Genomic DNA, 17087 nt, shown 5'->3' with positions numbered 1-17087 from the left:
AAGTAACTTGTCACCGTGGGCTAAGATATTAACAATTACCTAAAGATTTAGTTTCACGTAATTCTGCTTCTTCCTGAGCGTCTTTGCGTTGTTGCCAAAAAGTAGGTAATTGTGAAAGCGCCACATGCCTACTTTTATCTAACTTTTTAGGGACTTCTTTTTTGGGTTCTTCAACGACTTCTACTTTAGATGGAGTAGGTTTATCAGTGGCTATTTTCTCTAAACGAGCCTTCATATGTTTTTTTATCAAGGCAAATTGTTTTAGGTCTATTCTGCCTGTAGACTCTTTAGTTTTATCAACTACCAACTGTCCAGTATCACTTCTCTTTTCTAACGATTGAGATAACATGCTATTTGCTTGAAACACATGCGATAACTTGTTATTCATTTCATGCAGTTTCGATGAAGTAATTGATTGAGCAGTATTTAATTGCAGTAAATAAGCTTTTAATTGCAAAACATCTCCTTCAAGAATGGGAGTTTTATGATCAGTCAGCCAGGAATTCAGTTTTGCATGATCCATTAAAGTAATGTTATGCGGAACGCCGATGCTATTTATCCAGCAAAGACTTGATTCACTCTCTGTATGTCGTAAAACAAAAGTTGATGTCATACCATGAGCTATAAGGTCATCATTAGTCAAAGCACTATGAGTTTTAGAGTTTTCTGGATTGATAACCAATTGAACTTTAGCGAGATATTGTTCTCTTGCTTTGAGACACTCTCGTTTAATCTGTCTTAAATGCACTGTATTTAATTTTTCCACATCTTGGTCTTCTAATGACGCCAACCTATGTGCTAACTCGTCGCCCGGAGTAAGGGGATAAACCTCACCCGTTGCATCGATCCAAGAAATATGCCATTGATCATTTTTATAATTTACAGAAAAAACAATTTTATCTAATTGAGTGGATTGACATTGTTTCGCGGCAGTCAGATTATTAAAAACCATCACATTTTCAGTTAATTGGCGTGCGCTTTGGCGAGTTGCTTGACGCTCAATTTCTCGTACTTTTTTATCTTCTAATGTAGCCTTATATTGAGACATAAAGTTATTAATCTCTATCAATACTTCATCTTTAAGATCCATGATAAAGTTAGGCATAAGATGATCTTCCAAAGGCTGGTAATCAGGGACTGCATCGATTAATTCAAGGAAGAGGTAATAATTATAGGAGCTTTTTACATTCCACGCACCATCACTAATCATGAGCTTTAATTCTTGCAAACGAGTATAAGCATCAGGAAAACCTTCCATCACATTAATTGATTGTCCTATTTTTTCACCACGAGTTCTGGTGTATTGGTAAACCCAACCTGTTATCCATGATTTTACGGGTTGCTCATATTTTTTTTCTGCTCTTCGAGCAATAGCGACTATTCTTTTGCGTCCTTCCTCTGACTCGTTTGCAATTATAGCCACTACCTGCTCAACAAATTCTTTAGATATTTTTAATGGTTTTTTTTTTGGCATTTTTTAAAACTCCCTTTCATGATGCAAAATTTATCTTTACATTAATATTAATTTCATACAAGTAGAAAATTATTATGTTAAATTGATCGCATGCGTATAATCATGTTAATTTTTCTACATCATGCGAGGTTATAATAATTATCTTTCCCCAAACATTATTCCATTAACTGAAGGTCTAGACTTACTTTTCAAAGACAAAAAATTGGACTTATTTTAGGTTTTTAAAACTTATGCATTAACAAAGAACTTGCCACAGCCGCATTATCTCGATTGACCATACTTACCGCAGCATCCTACATAAAGTATTTTATGCAACAGATACCCATTGGAAGTATAGACTGTGTTTTAAATTCTGCCATAAAAATGTATCAATTGAGTTTTTGAGTCCATACCAGCCCCCATCGTTTCTATTGATGCCAATGAGTGCCCAGGGCTAAAAAGCATCTTATCCTATGAAGCAACAACATCTTTTGATGATTAATAATGACATATGCGCTTCTCTTTTCTAAAATATGAGCTTCTGGTACTTGCAAATTTGAAGCAACACGTTAACATGATTCGATAAAAATAATAACAAAGGGATGTTATGAAATTTGCATTTTTTTCAGTTACATTATTAGCAAGCAGTATCGCTGCAGCAGCAACTCCAGTCAATGGATGGTATTCCGGCGCATTTGGTGGATATACTCATTTAAATGGAAATGTATCTAAAAACATTTTGGGATTTCAGTTTGATAACGTTGATTACGAAAGCGGTTTTAATGCTGGATTGCGTTTAGGCTATCAAAGCAACCCTATTCGCTATGAATTGGAATACACCTACTTACGTGCCAATACCCAAAACTTTCAAGTTAATTTCATCGATCAAATCGGGGTATCAGGTAACACCAATGCCAATATAGGTATGGCTAACTTTTATTATGATTTTCCTGACGTTATCCTACCCACAATTTCCCCCTTCCTAGGGGTAGGTATTGGATATGCTTATATTCAAACTTCTTTAAACAGTACAGGTCCCTTTGGCGTAACCCTTTTTAACGAAAAGCAAAGTGCTTTTGCCTATCAAGGAACTGCCGGGCTCACTTTTAATTTTGCAGAAAACTGGGCATTAAATGCTGCTTATCGTTATTTAGCAACAGCAAGTTCTGGTAATTTTGGGAGAACATTACAAGCGCAAATGGGCAGTGCGGGGGTTATTTATCGTTTTAATACCTGTGATTATAAGTAATTGAGTCATAACACCTAAAGAAAATCTGGGTTGGATTATTTTATCCAGCCCTTATTTTTTGTCTGCAGGTTGATGGATTTGTGCGGAAACTAATATTTGCGGTTCTTGCCACAAAGTCACAAATAAAACCATAATTAAAGGCCCTACAAACAAACCAAGCAGACCTAAAGTTTCTACTCCTCCAAGAATTCCAAATAGCACAGCTAAAAAAGGCAACTCTATTGCGCCACCAATTAACACAGGTTTGACAAAATGATCTGCCACAAACATCACTAAAGTTCCCCAAACCAGAACAATAATTGCGCCGATCATACTACCAAATGAAACCAGAATAATCGCTACCGTAATAAAAACTATAGGCACAACGAATGGAATCATTGCTGCAAGTGCAGTGATAAATCCAACAAGAGTAGGCGCTGGAAAATCAACCATGCCATAACAAACTCCCATTAAGACACCCACACCTAACCCAACCACAATTGTTCCATTTACTGTGGCTCTCAATGCTCTGGGGAGTCTGTCTGCATAACGGAACCACCTTTTCCCCAAACAAGATTCCCCTACTTGATAAATCTGCAATATTAATCGATCGCCATCACGATATAAGAAAAACAAGCTCAATAGGGTAAAGCCTAATTGAACACTTCGATGCGCTAAATTGGAGCCTATTTGTTTTACATAATAACTCGTAGGCGTTAACGATAAGTGAACATTAGACAGTAAGCTTTTGATCATACCAGGCTTACCAATATGATCATCCCAATATGTAATCAAATCACTCCCCATAAATGGAAAGTCTTTTAAGAATTTGGGGGCCGCTCCACCTTGTTGATTTAGATCTTGCAAGAAATTAATAAATATCTGTAACTCCTTAATCAGCAAACCCAATAACCAGCTTAATGGAAGCAGAAACAATAAACCAATTAATGTTGTAAAGAGTAAAGCAGATAAATTATTTTTATTCCTAAAAAGATAATGCCATTTTTTATATAAGGGGTAAGTAGCAATAGCAATTATGGAAGCCCAGATCAATGATGGAATAAAACGATGAATAATAAATAAACTAAGAACTACAATTCCAACAGTCAAACCCATACTAATGAGCTCTTTATGGTTCTCATTCATTTACGTAAAACTCCATGCTAAAAATTGCATTATTAACCAAGAAGGCACAGCAGCTAATACGTCATCCAACATAATCCCAAACCCGCCGCGTACTTTTTGATCAATATAATCTATGGGTTGGGGTTTCCAAATATCAAAAATTCGAAACAAAATAAATCCCCAGAGCATCCAGATCGCTCCTTTCGGTGCCAAAAACATAGTTAATAAATAACCTACAACCTCATCCCAAACAATTCCTTTATAATCATGTACGCCCAAATCTTGAGAAACTTTCTCACAAACCCAAACCCCCAAAATAAATGCGAGCAGCGTAAAAAAAAGATAAACTGCCCAATTGGTTCCCATAAGCAGCAAATAGAGAGGTATTGCAGCTAATGTCCCCCAGGTGCCTGGAGCAGTAGACATTAAACCGCTACCAAACCCAAAAGCAATGAAGTAAATAGGATCTTGGAACACATTTTTTGCTAAATTTATTTGTTTCATTTTTTTTTCTCTATACTTAGCTCGTTTTAAAGGTTGTATCCAAATGCTCTAATATGCAATAGACGCTACCCTGGTTCTCGTCTTCTGAAACTTCTACACATCGCTGAAAAACCAGCCCAGATCTATTTCGAACTTCCCACACCGCGACTTATTCAGATCCAGAAGATCTGCCCTAAAATACTGGACGCCGCGGACACGTCGCGAAACGTGGGCAGAGATGTGATCAAGAGACAGCTATTGTCTCCAGGCCCAACTAAAAATGTGAATAGCCTGCTGGTTTTAACACATGACAATGATTGTTCGCATCTTTCATTCTTAAACCGGGAGTCGCTTCAATTACTCCAATAGGATAACAGTATAAGTGGGCTTTCTTACAATCATTCATCAGTGAAGCCAATCGATGTTCCGGCACTGTAAAACATAACTCATAATCATCACCACCAGTCAAAGCCAGATCAACTGCATTATCAGACCAATATTTATAGAGCATGGTATGTACTGGAATGGCCTCTTTATTGAGGCACGCACCAACATTGCTCGCAACACAGATATGATTTAAGTCTGCACTAAGTCCATCTGAAATATCTATAGCTGCAGTTGCATAACGTCGTAAAAAATCAACCAAATCAATTCGGGGTTTGGGGTGCAGTAATTTATTCATTAATTCAGATCTATCTTCTTGAGGTATCTGCTGATTTTCAAGAAATTTAATTGCTAAGGCTGCTGCACCCAATTCGCCGGAAACCACAATTATATCTCCAGGTTTAGCTCCACTACGTGGTATCGCTTTATCTTTTGGTGTAGTACCAAAAACAGTTAGCGTTATTGATAAGGGGCCTTGTGTTGTATCACCGCCTATTAAAGTCATATTAAATTGACTCAGGGAATCTTTTAGTCCTTGCGTAAATAAAGTAAGCCACTGTTGATTAAGTTCAGGCAAGGTTAAAGAAAGAATAACCCAACAAGGATCCGCTGCCATAGCAGCCATATCACTTACATTGACCATAACCGACTTGCAAGCAATATCATAAGCATTCCATTGTGGAAGAAAATGTACACCTGAAACCAAAGTATCCGTGCTCACCAGTAAGTTCATTCCTTGAGAAACACATACACATGCAGCATCATCACCAATGCCTAATAATACCTCATCTCGTTTGCAATCAAGTGGTTTAAAAAAGTGTTCAATAAGTGAGAATTCATTCATAGCTATGACTGATTTCAATTGAACGCACCTGTTGTGCCAAACTATTTAATACACCATTAACATAACGGTATCCATCCTGGGAACCAAATTCTTTGGTCAATGATATTGATTCATCAAGAACAACTTTATAAGGAATTTCAGGACAATAGAATAATTCAAAAGAACCGATACGTAATACAGTCAGTTCAATTGGATTAAGTCCGGTGATCTCTCTGTCAAGAAAAGGAGTAATACTTGCTTCCAAAGTCTCAACGTGGGCAGGCACGCCGTGTAAAATACGGCAAAAGTAATCTACATCCACCTTATCCATATTATTAATGACACGAAATTGTGCTTCAATTTCATGCAACTCACTTCCAGACATTAACCATTGATAAAGAGCCTGAAGTGCTAGTTTTCGGGCTTTTCTTTTACCGCTTATTGACTGCTTTTCCACCTTAACCTCATGAACTCTTCTTAAACATCTATAAAGTCCTTCTCTCTTAACTTTAAGAGAAGGGAAAAAAATCACTACGGACCTATTCCTTATTCATCTGATCAATTGTCTGTCTGAAATCACTTACGTCTTTAAAGCGTTTATATACGGATGCAAACCGTACATAGGCAACATGATCCAAACTATATAATTCTTTCATGACCAGCTCACCAATAATCTGGGAATCAATTTCTCTCTCACCTCTACGGCGAATTTCTTGTGTAATCGAAATAATCGATGCTTCTAATGCATCGACACTCACTGGTCTTTTTTCCAAAGCACGTAACATACCTGAGCGTAGATTATCGATGTTAAATGGCTCGCGTCTGCCATCACGTTTAACGATTAATGGCATGATTAATTCAGCTGTCTCAAAAGTAGTAAAACGTTCATGGCATACAAGACATTCTCGCCTTCTACGTACCTGGGCGCCTTCAGCGACCAAGCGCGAGTCCACTACTTTCGTTTCTTCTGCATGGCAAAAAGGACAAAACATAATTATCTATAAACCGGAAACTCACGACATAAAAGCAATACTTGCTCTTTAACTTTTGCCGTAGTCGTTTCATTGTTAATATCATCAAGAATATCTGCTATCCAATTGGATAAAAGCGTTATTTCCTTTTCTTTAAATCCTCTTGTGGTTACCGCTGGGGTTCCTAAACGTAAACCACTGGTTACAAAAGGAGAACGAGGGTCATTAGGAACTGTATTCTTGTTCACGGTGATATTTGCTTTATCTAAAGCCGAATCCGCATCTTTACCTGTGATGTTCTTATCAATTAAATCAACTAATAATAAATGATTGTCTGTACCTCCAGAGACAACTTTGTATCCACGGCTCATAAGTACTGAAGCCATGGTTCTGGCATTCAATAATACTTGTTGCTGATAGGTTTTAAATTCAGGCAATAGGGCCTCAGCAAAAGAAACAGCTTTGGCGGCAATTACATGCATTAATGGACCACCTTGGTTACCAGGAAAAACAGAAGAATTTAATTTTTTCTCTATTTCTTCATTAGAGCGACATAAAATCATCCCGCCTCTTGGTCCTCTAAGTGTCTTATGGGTCGTAGTTGTTACTACATCAGCATAAGGGACTGGAGAAGGATAAAGACCTACGGCAATCAACCCGGCAACATGAGCAACATCGGCCATCAGATAAGCACCTACTTTATCTGCTATTGCTCTAAATCTAGGCCAATCAAGTGTACGTGAATAAGCAGAAAATCCTGCGATAATTAATTTGGGTTTATGCTCCAGAGCCAAGCGCTCTAAAATATCATAATCAATTAAACCAGTTTGTGCATCAACGCCATAAGGTATCGCTTCATAAAGCTTACCTGAAAAATTAACTTTGGAGCCATGTGTTAAATGGCCGCCATGAGGTAATGCCATACCTAAAATAACATCTCCAGGAGCTAATAAAGCCATCATTACAGCGGCATTGGCTTGTGAACCCGAATGAGGTTGAACATTAACGTAATCTGCACCAAAAAGCTTTTTTGCACGCGCAATAGCTAACTCTTCGGCAACATCAACATATTCACATCCGCCATAATAACGCTTACCAGGATATCCTTCAGCGTATTTATTCGTTAATACAGAACCTTGGGCCTGCAAAACGCGTGGGCTTACATAATTTTCCGATGCAATAAGTTCTACATACTCTTCTTGCCGGCGTTGTTCATCAACAATAGCTTGATGTAATTCGTCATCAAAATTTTCTATGGTATAGCTTTGGTCAAACATGAGTAATCCTTAGGAAAATGGTTAGGGTTTAACGATGATGTCATTACGTACCTTGCTAACACCATCCACTCTCGCAGCAATACTCCCTGCTCTTTGTTTCAATCTTGGGGAAGCAACAAAACCACTGAGTTGTACTTCATCTTTAAAGGTCTTAACTTGTATTGCTAAACCTGTACGCCCTAGTTGATTCACTAATATTGCTTTTACCTTAGCAGTGGTAGTCGAACTATCCAAAAACTCTCCGGTGCTTTCACTGCCTGGAGATGCAACACATGCTATGATAATTATAGATAAAAGTCCCACAAACAGCATTTTAAGTGAGTTACGCATCCAAAAACTCCCTAAAGAAAAAACGTCATAAGACTACCACAAAATTTACTTGGTTACGAATTGTGAATACAAATCGAAAATAATGTTGTTATTTTGCTTAAAAACTCATCCCCTGCTGCAAAAAAGCATAACCGGGGAATATTAGACCCAGTAAGTTCATCTCAATTAGTCATTAACTATGACTTTGGTTCCATACTCTGAAGGATGCTTAACCTGGTTATTTTTTTTATCATGTCCATGGACATTATTGGGCTTGGCATTATTTACAATAACTTGTTTCTGATCATTTGCATGATGACCATGTTTTTTAGCTTGATTAGAAGTCTCTTTTGCTTTTTTGTGACCTCGATGATGAGTGGCAGGATGACGATAGTCATGCGGACGCTCATCGAATCCATAAATTTCAGAACGGGGAGGAACTGAGTGATAATAACCGGCATCATAATATTCCGGTTCAGTCATTTCACATGCAGTCAAAAAAGGTAATAATAGAAGACAAGAGATTAAACGCTTCATGAACAACTCCTAAAACACAAATAAAAAAGGGAAGGTGCGTTTGAATGCAACTTCCCTATCGTCAAATAAGCTATCGCTTATTTTACTAACTTACTTATTTTTTTGCTGTAATCTCAACCTTATCGCCTTTAACACCTTTATTCAGGTAGTTAACGATACGTACCGTACTATTAACATTAGTCCAGCCTGAGTAAATAGTGCCATAAGGACCTTGGATTAAAAGATTCATACCAGAATGGCAGTAACCATAGTAATACAAGCTGATATAATGAGGTGCATCATAATAGAATATTGTAAAAGGATCTAAAGGAGCACCATCATCAAAGGAACCGTATACACGGACATTGTCGATACTGTTATTGATGATTTCAATTTCACAATAACCTGGGTACATCATTGATTTACCAGCAGATTTATGATTTTTATCAGCCTCGGTAGCTTTTGGGTGCAAATGCGCATTTGCTGCAAAAGCTTGGCCAATCAAACAAAAACAAAGAGCAAATAACAAGGACTTCAACTTCATGGTTTCTCCTTTGTGTGATGAAAGCTGCATAGTAGCAAAGTGTTGTATTTAGTCAATAGGATATTTTTATAACCATGAAATAAATAAAATTGAAACTTATAAGCACAATAAGGATAATAAATTCATCTTTCATGTTATATTTGGCAGATTTTAAAAACTTATCGTTTTTAACTTTTCTAGGCTTAAGTATTTCACGGGAGTATTAATGAAAAAGCGAATGATCATCATGGGAATAGCCCTATTGATTGTTTTTGGTGGAATCATTGCTTTTAATCTGATCAAGGGAGTGTTGATTAAGCGTTTCTTTGCAAACTATCAACCGCCTGCTGTCTCTGTCGCTTCAGCTGTCGCCAAAGCAGTAGACTGGCAACCGACTATTAATGCGGTGGGTAATTTTGTTGCATTTAATGGAGTTGATGTCGGCTCTCAAGCTTCAGGAAACGTAGTGAAAATTGATTTTGAATCTGGACAGTACGTTGATAAAGATGCACCTTTAATTACAATTGATGATAGCGTTGATCAAGCGATATTAAAATTTAATCAAGCAGAATTAACTTTGAAAATCTTAAGTTATAAACGTCAAAATGATTTATTTAAACGAGGCGCTTCACCAATTTCAATGGTCGATGAAGCCAAAGCAAATCTGGATCAAGCCCAGGCAAAATTGGATCAAACTCAAGCACAAATCAATCAAAAGCATATCACTGCCCCATTTGCTGGGAAATTAGGTATACGACAAGTTAACCTGGGGCAATTTATCAGCCCTGGGCAAACAACAATTGTTACCTTGCAATCACTTGATCCTTTGTATTTAGAATTTTATCTCCCAGAACAACTCTATAAACGTATTCGACCGAATCAAACCATTACATTTTCCGTAGAAGCATTCCCTAATGCTCTTTTTGAGGCCAAGGTCACCGCAATTAACGCTAAAGTAGATGTCAATACACACAATATGTTGGTTCAGGGTACCCTTGCTAATTGCCCTACAGCGGCAATTAAAGATCCAAACAAATCTCCATTAATAAAAACCCGAAAAGAACCTATGGGAAATAAACAAATTGTCACTTGCAGTACCGATTTAAACAGTAAAAATAAAATTCATAATTTTACCTTTGTACCAGGCATGTTTGCATCGATTGAAATAAGCCAACCCCCTGAGCCTAAGACAGTCATTGTCCCTTCAACAGCTGTGTCTTACAGTTTATACGGCAATGCGGTTTACATTATAGAAAAAAATGCCGACGGAAAGAAAAATCCTGATGGTTCCGATCTGCTTACAGTCAAGCGCGTTTTTGTCACCACGGGTGAGCAACGCGGAAATTATACCGTAATCAAGAAAGGAGTTGAGGCAGGGCAATTAGTTGTAAGCGCCGGAGAAATAAAATTACAAAACGGTACGCCTGTTGTAATCAATAATGATGTCAAATTAAATGAAATCAGTAATCCGGATATGTTGGAACAATAAAATCAGTTGAATGATGACGTAGTAATGTAGCCCAAATGCAGTAAAGCAGAACTGCCATTAAGTTTACCTTGACCTTACCTACGTTCCGCGGCTTGTCCGCGGAATCTAGAAATCATGTGAACATCACTGAATCCCGCGGACAGACGCGAGATGGAAGAGTCTTGGTTTCTTAACTTAATGGCAGTTCTGCTTCGCTGAATCCAAGCTACGTTTTAAGAGGGGCATAGCCCTGTTACAAAAATTTTTTAATCAGGAACAGTTATGAAATTTACCGATCTTTTTATCAAGCGGCCTGTACTTGCCATGGTAATTAGTTTGCTCATTTTTCTTTTTGGTATTAACTCCATCTATAACATGCAAATTCGCCAATATCCTCGCATGGATAATACAGTAATTACCATTATGACAGCTTACCCGGGAGCAGATGCCGATCTTATTGCGGGATTCATTACTTCTCCTCTTGAAAAAGCGGTAGCCAGTGCAGAAGGGATTGATTACATGACCTCTTCAAGTACGCAGGGTTTAAGCACCATCACCCTGAATATTAAATTAAATTTTGATCCGCAAGTAGCCTTTACTGATGTAATGAGCAAAGTGCAACAAACCCTGAACCAACTTCCTAAAGAATCCCAACAACCGGTTATATTAAAAACATCTGATAGTTCCACAGCATTAATGTACATCAGTTTGGACAGTACAGAAATGACACCTCAGCAAATCACGGATTACGCGACTCGTGTCGTACAACCGCAATTGCAAACTGTGGATGGGGTAGCTAAAGCAGAGATTTTAGGTGGAGCAACTTACTCCATGCGAATTTTCCTTGATCCAATTAAAATGGCCGCACTGGGTGTTTCCCCTTCAGATGTTTCTGTCGTACTTGCTAAAAATAATTTCCTCACTGCTGCCGGAAATACTAAAGGTGAATATGTAGCGATCAGTGTCACTGCGAAAACAGATCTGAATGATACCACGCAATTTAGTAATTTAATTGTTAAAAGCGACAAAGGATCTATCGTTCGTTTGCGCGATGTTGGTAGAGTTGAATTAGGCTCACAAGACTATGATACCTCCGTCACGTTCAATGGAAAAAAAGCAGTATTTATATCCATTACTCCCACACCCACAGCAAATCCGCTTACTGTAATCAGCGATGTAAGAAAAATACTTCCCTCAGTCATCAAGGAGTTTCCACCGTCTCTATCAGGGACAATAGTCTATGATGCAACAGAGTTTATTAGAGCATCTTTGGATGAAGTGACACATACCATTATTGAAGCAGGCCTAATTGTTATCGTAGTCATTTTTTTATTCTTGGGATCGATTCGCTCAGTATTCATTCCTATTGTCACTATTCCTCTTTCATTAATTGGGGTATGTACTTTGATGCTTATACTAGGATACAGCGTCAATTTACTTACCTTACTTGCTTTTGTTTTGGCTATTGGTTTGGTAGTTGATGACGCTATTGTGGTTGTAGAAAACGTTCATCGCCATATAGAGGAAGGAAAAACTCCTTTTGATGCTGCACTGATTGGGGCTCGAGAAATAGCCACCCCTGTTATTGCAATGACGATTACACTTGCAGCAGTGTATGCACCAATTGGGTTTATGGGAGGACTGACTGGGGCCTTATTTAAAGAATTTGCTTTTACTTTGGCTTGTGCAGTAATCATTTCAGGGATCATCGCGTTAACCCTCTCTCCTATGATGTGCTCAAGGGTGTTATCTAAAGAGATTAGTAGTGGCAAGTTTGTTCATTTTCTCGATAATTTTTTCAATAAACTTAAAGTAAAATACCAAAATGCATTACATAGTTTACTGAACACCCGAGTAATTATGCTGTTTTTTGCAGCAGTTGTTATCATTATGCTGCCTTATCTCTATACTCATACCTCAGCAGAAACTGCTCCTGATGAGGACCAAGGATTCTTTTTTGTCATGGCGATGATCCCTCAATATGCGACACTTAATTATATTGAAGCCTTCACCAAACCATTTGATGCGATTTATAAAAGCTTCCCCGAAACAGAAAATTATTTTACCGTAAACAACAGCAGCCAAACCATCTCAGGAATGGTATTGAAACCATGGAACCAACGCAGTAAAAGCCAGTTTGCTTTAAAACAACCTTTGCAAGATAAGTTATCACAAGTTGCAGGCTTAAATGCTTTTGCAATTGTTCCTCCTCCTCTTCCTGGCGGCGGGGGCGGTACGCCAGTTCAATTCGTCATCAAAACAACGAATGACTTTCAAAGCTTACTCGATGTTTCCAATAAGCTGACCGAAAAAGCCCAAAAAAGTGGTTTATTTATTTATGTCGATAATTCACTCAAATTCAATAAGCCACAAATTGTATTGGATATTAATCGCTCCAAAGCTTCAGAAATGGGGTTAGATATGCAAGCAGTTGGAAGCAGTTTAACCAGCGCTTTATCAGGCGGTTATGTGAATTATTTTAACTTAGAAGGACGCAGTTATCAGGTAATACCCCAATTAAGCCGATCATTTCGTATGACTCCAGAGCAATTAGGACAAATATATGTAAAAACCATGAACGGCACCATGGTTCCCCTCTCAACAGTAGTCACTGCCAAGGAAAAAACGGCACCTAACGCAGCGTCACATTTCCAACAAATGAATTCAGCGACCATTCAAGCAGTCATGATGCCTGGAAAAACACTAGGCGAAGGTCTAGCGTTCTTACAAAATGCCGCCAATGATACTTTGCCTAAAGGTTTTTCCGCTGATTATGGTGGTGAGTCAAGACAGTTTATCCAAGAAGGAAGCGCCCTGCTCTTTGCGTTCGTTTTTGCAATCATCATTATCTTTTTGGTACTTTCAGCTCAATATGAAAGTTTTCGCGATCCTTTAATCGTTTTAATCAGCGTGCCTATGTCCATCTGTGGCGCTTTAATTCCTTTGAATTTGGGCTTGGCAAGTATCAATATTTACACCCAGGTCGGTTTGATTACCCTAATTGGATTAATTTCTAAACATGGTATTTTAATCGTTGATTTTGCCAACCATTTACAACGTGAAAAAAATCTGGATAAACGAGCAGCAGTAGAAGAGGCTGCTGGAATCAGATTAAGACCCATTCTCATGACAACTGCCGCGATGGTATTTGGAGTATTACCTCTCTTGATTGCCAGTGGAGCAGGTGCTGTGAGTCGTTTTGATATTGGACTGGTCATTGCAACTGGCTTGTTAATCGGAACGGGATTCACTCTATTTGTAGTTCCTACTTTGTATACTTACATTGCAGAAGACCATCGCTCAAAAAAATCTGAACCTCAGTTTGATGAAGCAAAAATTCCGGATGTTCAAGTACCTCCTCAAAATCATTAAAAATAGTAACCCTGTGTGAAGCGTATCCAAACCCGGGATAATTTAAACAACCCGAAAACATAGCAACTGTCTCAACATGAAATTCAAGACAGTTGCTACAATATCCCCTTCCTTAATTTAAACACCGAGTATATTGCCCTTATTAATTCAACTTACGCTTGAATTTGTGATAATATTTCGTCTTTTATCAGTACAGGTTTAATCATGGATAAAATCTATTCCCCTGAAGCAATTGAAAAAGCATGCTATAAAAATTGGGAAAATCATCATTATTTCCAACCTCATGGTGACGGTAAAAAATATTGCATCATGCTTCCTCCTCCTAACGTCACGGGTAGTCTGCATATGGGACATGGTTTTCAGCATACGATTATGGATGCTTTGACCCGTTATCATCGAATGTTAGGTGATAGAACTTTATGGCAACCGGGTACTGATCATGCAGGAATTTCAACGCAACTTGTTGTTGAGCGTCAGCTTGAGGCTTCAGGGATTTCTAGAAAAGATCTTAGCCGCGAACAATTTTTAGAGCGCGTTTGGCAATGGAAAAATGAATCAGGTAATACCATCACGCAACAAATGAGACGTTTAGGTGCGTCTGTAGACTGGAGTCGTGAACGATTTACCATGGATGAAGGATTATCAGCTGCTGTACAAAAAGTATTTGTGCAACTCTATGACGAAGGATTGATTTATCGTGGAACCCGTTTAGTGAATTGGGATCCTAAGTTAGGGACTGCAGTATCTGATCTTGAAGTACTTTCTGAAGAGGAAGATGGTTTTCTCTGGCATATTCGCTATCCAGTTGTTAACTCAACTGAATCGCTTATTGTAGCTACGACTCGTCCTGAAACCATGTTAGGAGATACAGCAGTTGCTGTACATCCTGATGATCCACGCTTCCAACATCTTATTGGACAACAGGTCTACCTACCGCTTTGTGATCGGACTATTCCCATAATCGCTGATGAATATGTTGATAAAGAATTTGGCAGTGGCTGCGTTAAAATTACACCTGCCCATGACTTTAATGATCATGAAGTAGGTAAACGTCATACACTTCCTGTTATAAATATCTTAACCAAAAAAGCCTCTATTAATAAGAATGCTCCTTTAAAATATCAGGGTATGGATCGATTTATAGCCCGAGAACAAATTATTAATGATCTGGAGGCAGCAGGCTTATTAATTAAAACCGAACCACATAAGTTAAAAGTACCTCGTGGCGAAAAATCACATGTCATTATAGAACCCCTATTAACTGATCAATGGTATGTAAAAACTCAACCCTTAGCTGAACCAGCAATAGCCGTTGTGAAAAGCGGTGAAATTCGATTTATCCCAGAAACCTGGACCAAAACCTATTTTCAATGGATGGACAATATTGAAGACTGGTGTATTAGCCGTCAATTATGGTGGGGACATCGAATACCTGCATGGTATGACAATAATGGTAATGTTTATGTGGGTTATAGTGAAAACGATGTACGCTTTAAATACAAAATTAAAGATTCAACTGTGCTTAAGCAAGATGAAGACGTCCTAGATACCTGGTTTTCTTCTGCGCTTTGGCCTTTTTCAACTCTAGGCTGGCCTGAACGTACTCCAGAATTAGAACAGTTCTACCCCACTTCAGTACTCGTTACTGGCTTTGATATTATCTTTTTCTGGGTTGCTCGTATGATTATGATGGGCTTAAAATTTACCGGAAAAATTCCTTTTAAAGAAGTATTTATTACCGGATTAATCCGAGATAGTGAAGGACATAAAATGTCCAAATCTAAAGGTAATGTGCTTGATCCGCTGGACATTGTTGATGGAATTGATCTCGAATCACTTATTGCAAAACGAACATCTAATCTAATGTTGCAGTCGGTCCGTGACAAAATAATCAAAAACACACGTAAAGAATTCCCTGAGGGCATTAGTGCCTATGGAACAGATGCCCTTCGCTTTACTTATTGCTCTCTTGCATCTACAGGTCGTAATGTACGCTTTGATATAGGTCGAGTGGAAGGCTATCGCAATTTTTGCAACAAACTGTGGAATGCCGCACGATACGTATTGCTCAATACCGATGAGGAACAGATAGATTTCGATGATGGGGCGTTTCAGTATACCCCTGCAGATCAGTGGATTTTATCCCGTTTGCAACGCACCATAAGCAAAGTACATCATTATTTTGAAACGTATCGATTAGATTTGCTATCAAACACGATTTACGAATTTGTTTGGCACGAATATTGCGATTGGTATCTGGAGTTATCCAAGCCCGTATTACAAGATGAACATGCATTGAGTGCTTTAAAACGAGGCACTCGCAGAACCTTAATTCACGTTCTTGATCGAATTCTTAAAATATTGCACCCTTTAATGCCATTCATTACAGAAGAAATTTGGCAGCGTACTACAAAGTTAACCAGTGATAATGGCACAAGCATTATGACTAGCGCTTACCCTCAAGTGAATCATGAATTCATCAATGATACCATTGAAGAAGAATTGGAATGGCTAAAATCAGCGATTCAAGCCGTACGCACCATCCGTAGTGAAATGTCGATTTCACCGGCTAAGCTTATTCCGCTTTATATTCGTCATATTACACCAGTGCTTAAAGAGAGAGTGGAAAAATATCAGCATACTTTAAAAGCGCTGAGTAAATTAAGTCATATTCATTTTCTTGGAGCAGATGAAAAAGTACCCGTATCTGCAACTGCTGTATTAGGTGAAATTGAATTACTCATTCCAATGGCTGATTTAATTGACAAAGATGCAGAATTGATGCGTTTAACAAAGGAGTTAGCCAAATTAGATAAAGACATTGGACTTGCCGAAGGTAAATTAAACAACCCTAAATTTACTGATAAAGCACCTGCGGAAATTATTGCTAAAGAACGTGAAAAATTGGCGCAGGCACAGCAAACTAAAGAAAAGCTGTTACAACATAAAACCAGGATAGAGTCGCTATAATAATATTTTGTTTTAAAATAATTTTAAAAAAACTTACTTACCGCACGCTTTTATGCGCGCGGTATCCATGGGAGAATCCAATGAAGAGAAAGATCTCTGAAAGTGGGTCAAAGATCTTCTGGATATCGCGCATCAAGCGCTACATCGGCTAATTGGATACATAAGATACAAGTCTGGTTGCTCTT

The 17087-nt window shown here is 38.2% G+C and carries 14 protein-coding genes; 4 read left to right on the top strand and 10 right to left on the bottom strand.

Annotated features, from left to right (window positions below; translation table 11 throughout):
- Nucleotides 1–28: 28 nt before the first annotated feature.
- Nucleotides 29–1474: a hypothetical protein gene (locus tag Ltuc_RS02975; protein WP_058519856.1), complete on the bottom strand. Its 1446-nt coding sequence runs from the start codon at nt 1472–1474 to the stop codon at nt 29–31.
- A 586-nt stretch (nt 1475–2060) separates the two neighbouring features.
- On the opposite strand from Ltuc_RS02975, the gene Ltuc_RS02970 reads away from it, so the two are divergent.
- Complete coding sequence (locus Ltuc_RS02970) at nt 2061–2702, top strand: outer membrane protein (protein ID WP_058519855.1); 642 nt, start codon at nt 2061–2063, stop codon at nt 2700–2702.
- Nucleotides 2703–2753: 51 nt separating this feature from the next.
- Here Ltuc_RS02970 and Ltuc_RS02965 read toward each other — a convergent pair whose 3' ends face one another.
- The 9 genes from Ltuc_RS02965 to Ltuc_RS02925 all read right to left on the bottom strand — a co-directional run bounded on the left by Ltuc_RS02965 (nt 2754) and on the right by Ltuc_RS02925 (nt 9113).
- The gene (locus Ltuc_RS02965) at nt 2754–3827 is read right to left on the bottom strand and encodes an AI-2E family transporter (protein ID WP_058519854.1); all 1074 of its coding nucleotides are present in this window, start codon (nt 3825–3827) and stop codon (nt 2754–2756) included.
- Nucleotides 3828–4310: a phosphatidylglycerophosphatase A family protein gene (locus Ltuc_RS02960; RefSeq protein WP_058519853.1), complete on the bottom strand. Its 483-nt coding sequence runs from the start codon at nt 4308–4310 to the stop codon at nt 3828–3830.
- A gap of 253 nt (nt 4311–4563) precedes the next feature.
- Nucleotides 4564–5517, bottom strand: coding sequence for a thiamine-phosphate kinase (gene thiL / locus Ltuc_RS02955; protein WP_058519852.1), 954 nt, complete (start codon nt 5515–5517; stop codon nt 4564–4566).
- Nucleotides 5510–5953 (bottom strand): transcription antitermination factor NusB, encoded by a 444-nt coding sequence (gene nusB, locus Ltuc_RS02950; protein WP_058519851.1) that lies wholly within the window; start codon nt 5951–5953, stop codon nt 5510–5512. Before nusB ends, thiL begins: the two co-directional genes overlap by 8 nt.
- Nucleotides 5954–6035: 82 nt before the next feature.
- Nucleotides 6036–6488 carry a transcriptional regulator NrdR gene (nrdR, locus tag Ltuc_RS02945; RefSeq protein WP_058460352.1) on the bottom strand — a complete coding sequence of 151 codons (453 nt, stop codon included), beginning with the start codon at nt 6486–6488 and terminating at the stop codon, nt 6036–6038.
- Nucleotides 6489–6490: 2 nt separating this feature from the next.
- The gene (glyA, locus tag Ltuc_RS02940; protein WP_058519850.1) at nt 6491–7744 is read right to left on the bottom strand and encodes a serine hydroxymethyltransferase; all 1254 of its coding nucleotides are present in this window, start codon (nt 7742–7744) and stop codon (nt 6491–6493) included.
- 21 nt (nt 7745–7765) lie between these two features.
- A complete protein-coding gene (locus Ltuc_RS02935; protein ID WP_058519849.1) occupies nt 7766–8074 on the bottom strand; it encodes a BON domain-containing protein in 309 nt (102 codons plus the stop codon).
- A gap of 165 nt (nt 8075–8239) precedes the next feature.
- Nucleotides 8240–8590 (bottom strand): hypothetical protein, encoded by a 351-nt coding sequence (locus Ltuc_RS02930; protein WP_065236205.1) that lies wholly within the window; start codon nt 8588–8590, stop codon nt 8240–8242.
- Between the two features lie 94 nt (nt 8591–8684).
- Nucleotides 8685–9113 carry a hypothetical protein gene (locus Ltuc_RS02925; protein ID WP_058519848.1) on the bottom strand — a complete coding sequence of 143 codons (429 nt, stop codon included), beginning with the start codon at nt 9111–9113 and terminating at the stop codon, nt 8685–8687.
- Nucleotides 9114–9318: 205 nt separating this feature from the next.
- Here Ltuc_RS02925 and Ltuc_RS02920 point away from each other — a divergent pair, with 205 nt between their 5' ends.
- The 3 genes from Ltuc_RS02920 (at nt 9319) to Ltuc_RS02910 (ending at nt 16902) form a co-directional block, all read left to right on the top strand.
- Nucleotides 9319–10581, top strand: coding sequence for an efflux RND transporter periplasmic adaptor subunit (locus Ltuc_RS02920; RefSeq protein WP_058519847.1), 1263 nt, complete (start codon nt 9319–9321; stop codon nt 10579–10581).
- A 261-nt stretch (nt 10582–10842) separates the two neighbouring features.
- Nucleotides 10843–13932 (top strand): efflux RND transporter permease subunit, encoded by a 3090-nt coding sequence (locus Ltuc_RS02915; protein ID WP_058519846.1) that lies wholly within the window; start codon nt 10843–10845, stop codon nt 13930–13932.
- 204 nt (nt 13933–14136) lie between these two features.
- Nucleotides 14137–16902 (top strand): valine--tRNA ligase, encoded by a 2766-nt coding sequence (locus Ltuc_RS02910; protein ID WP_058519845.1) that lies wholly within the window; start codon nt 14137–14139, stop codon nt 16900–16902.
- The last annotated feature ends 185 nt before the right edge of the window (nt 16903–17087 follow it).

Source organism: Legionella tucsonensis (assembly GCF_001468035.1).
Classification (GTDB): Bacteria; Pseudomonadota; Gammaproteobacteria; order Legionellales; family Legionellaceae; genus Legionella; species Legionella tucsonensis.
The sequence above is the reverse complement of the archived record's forward strand: the minus strand, read 5'-3'. Positions and strand labels throughout refer to the sequence as shown.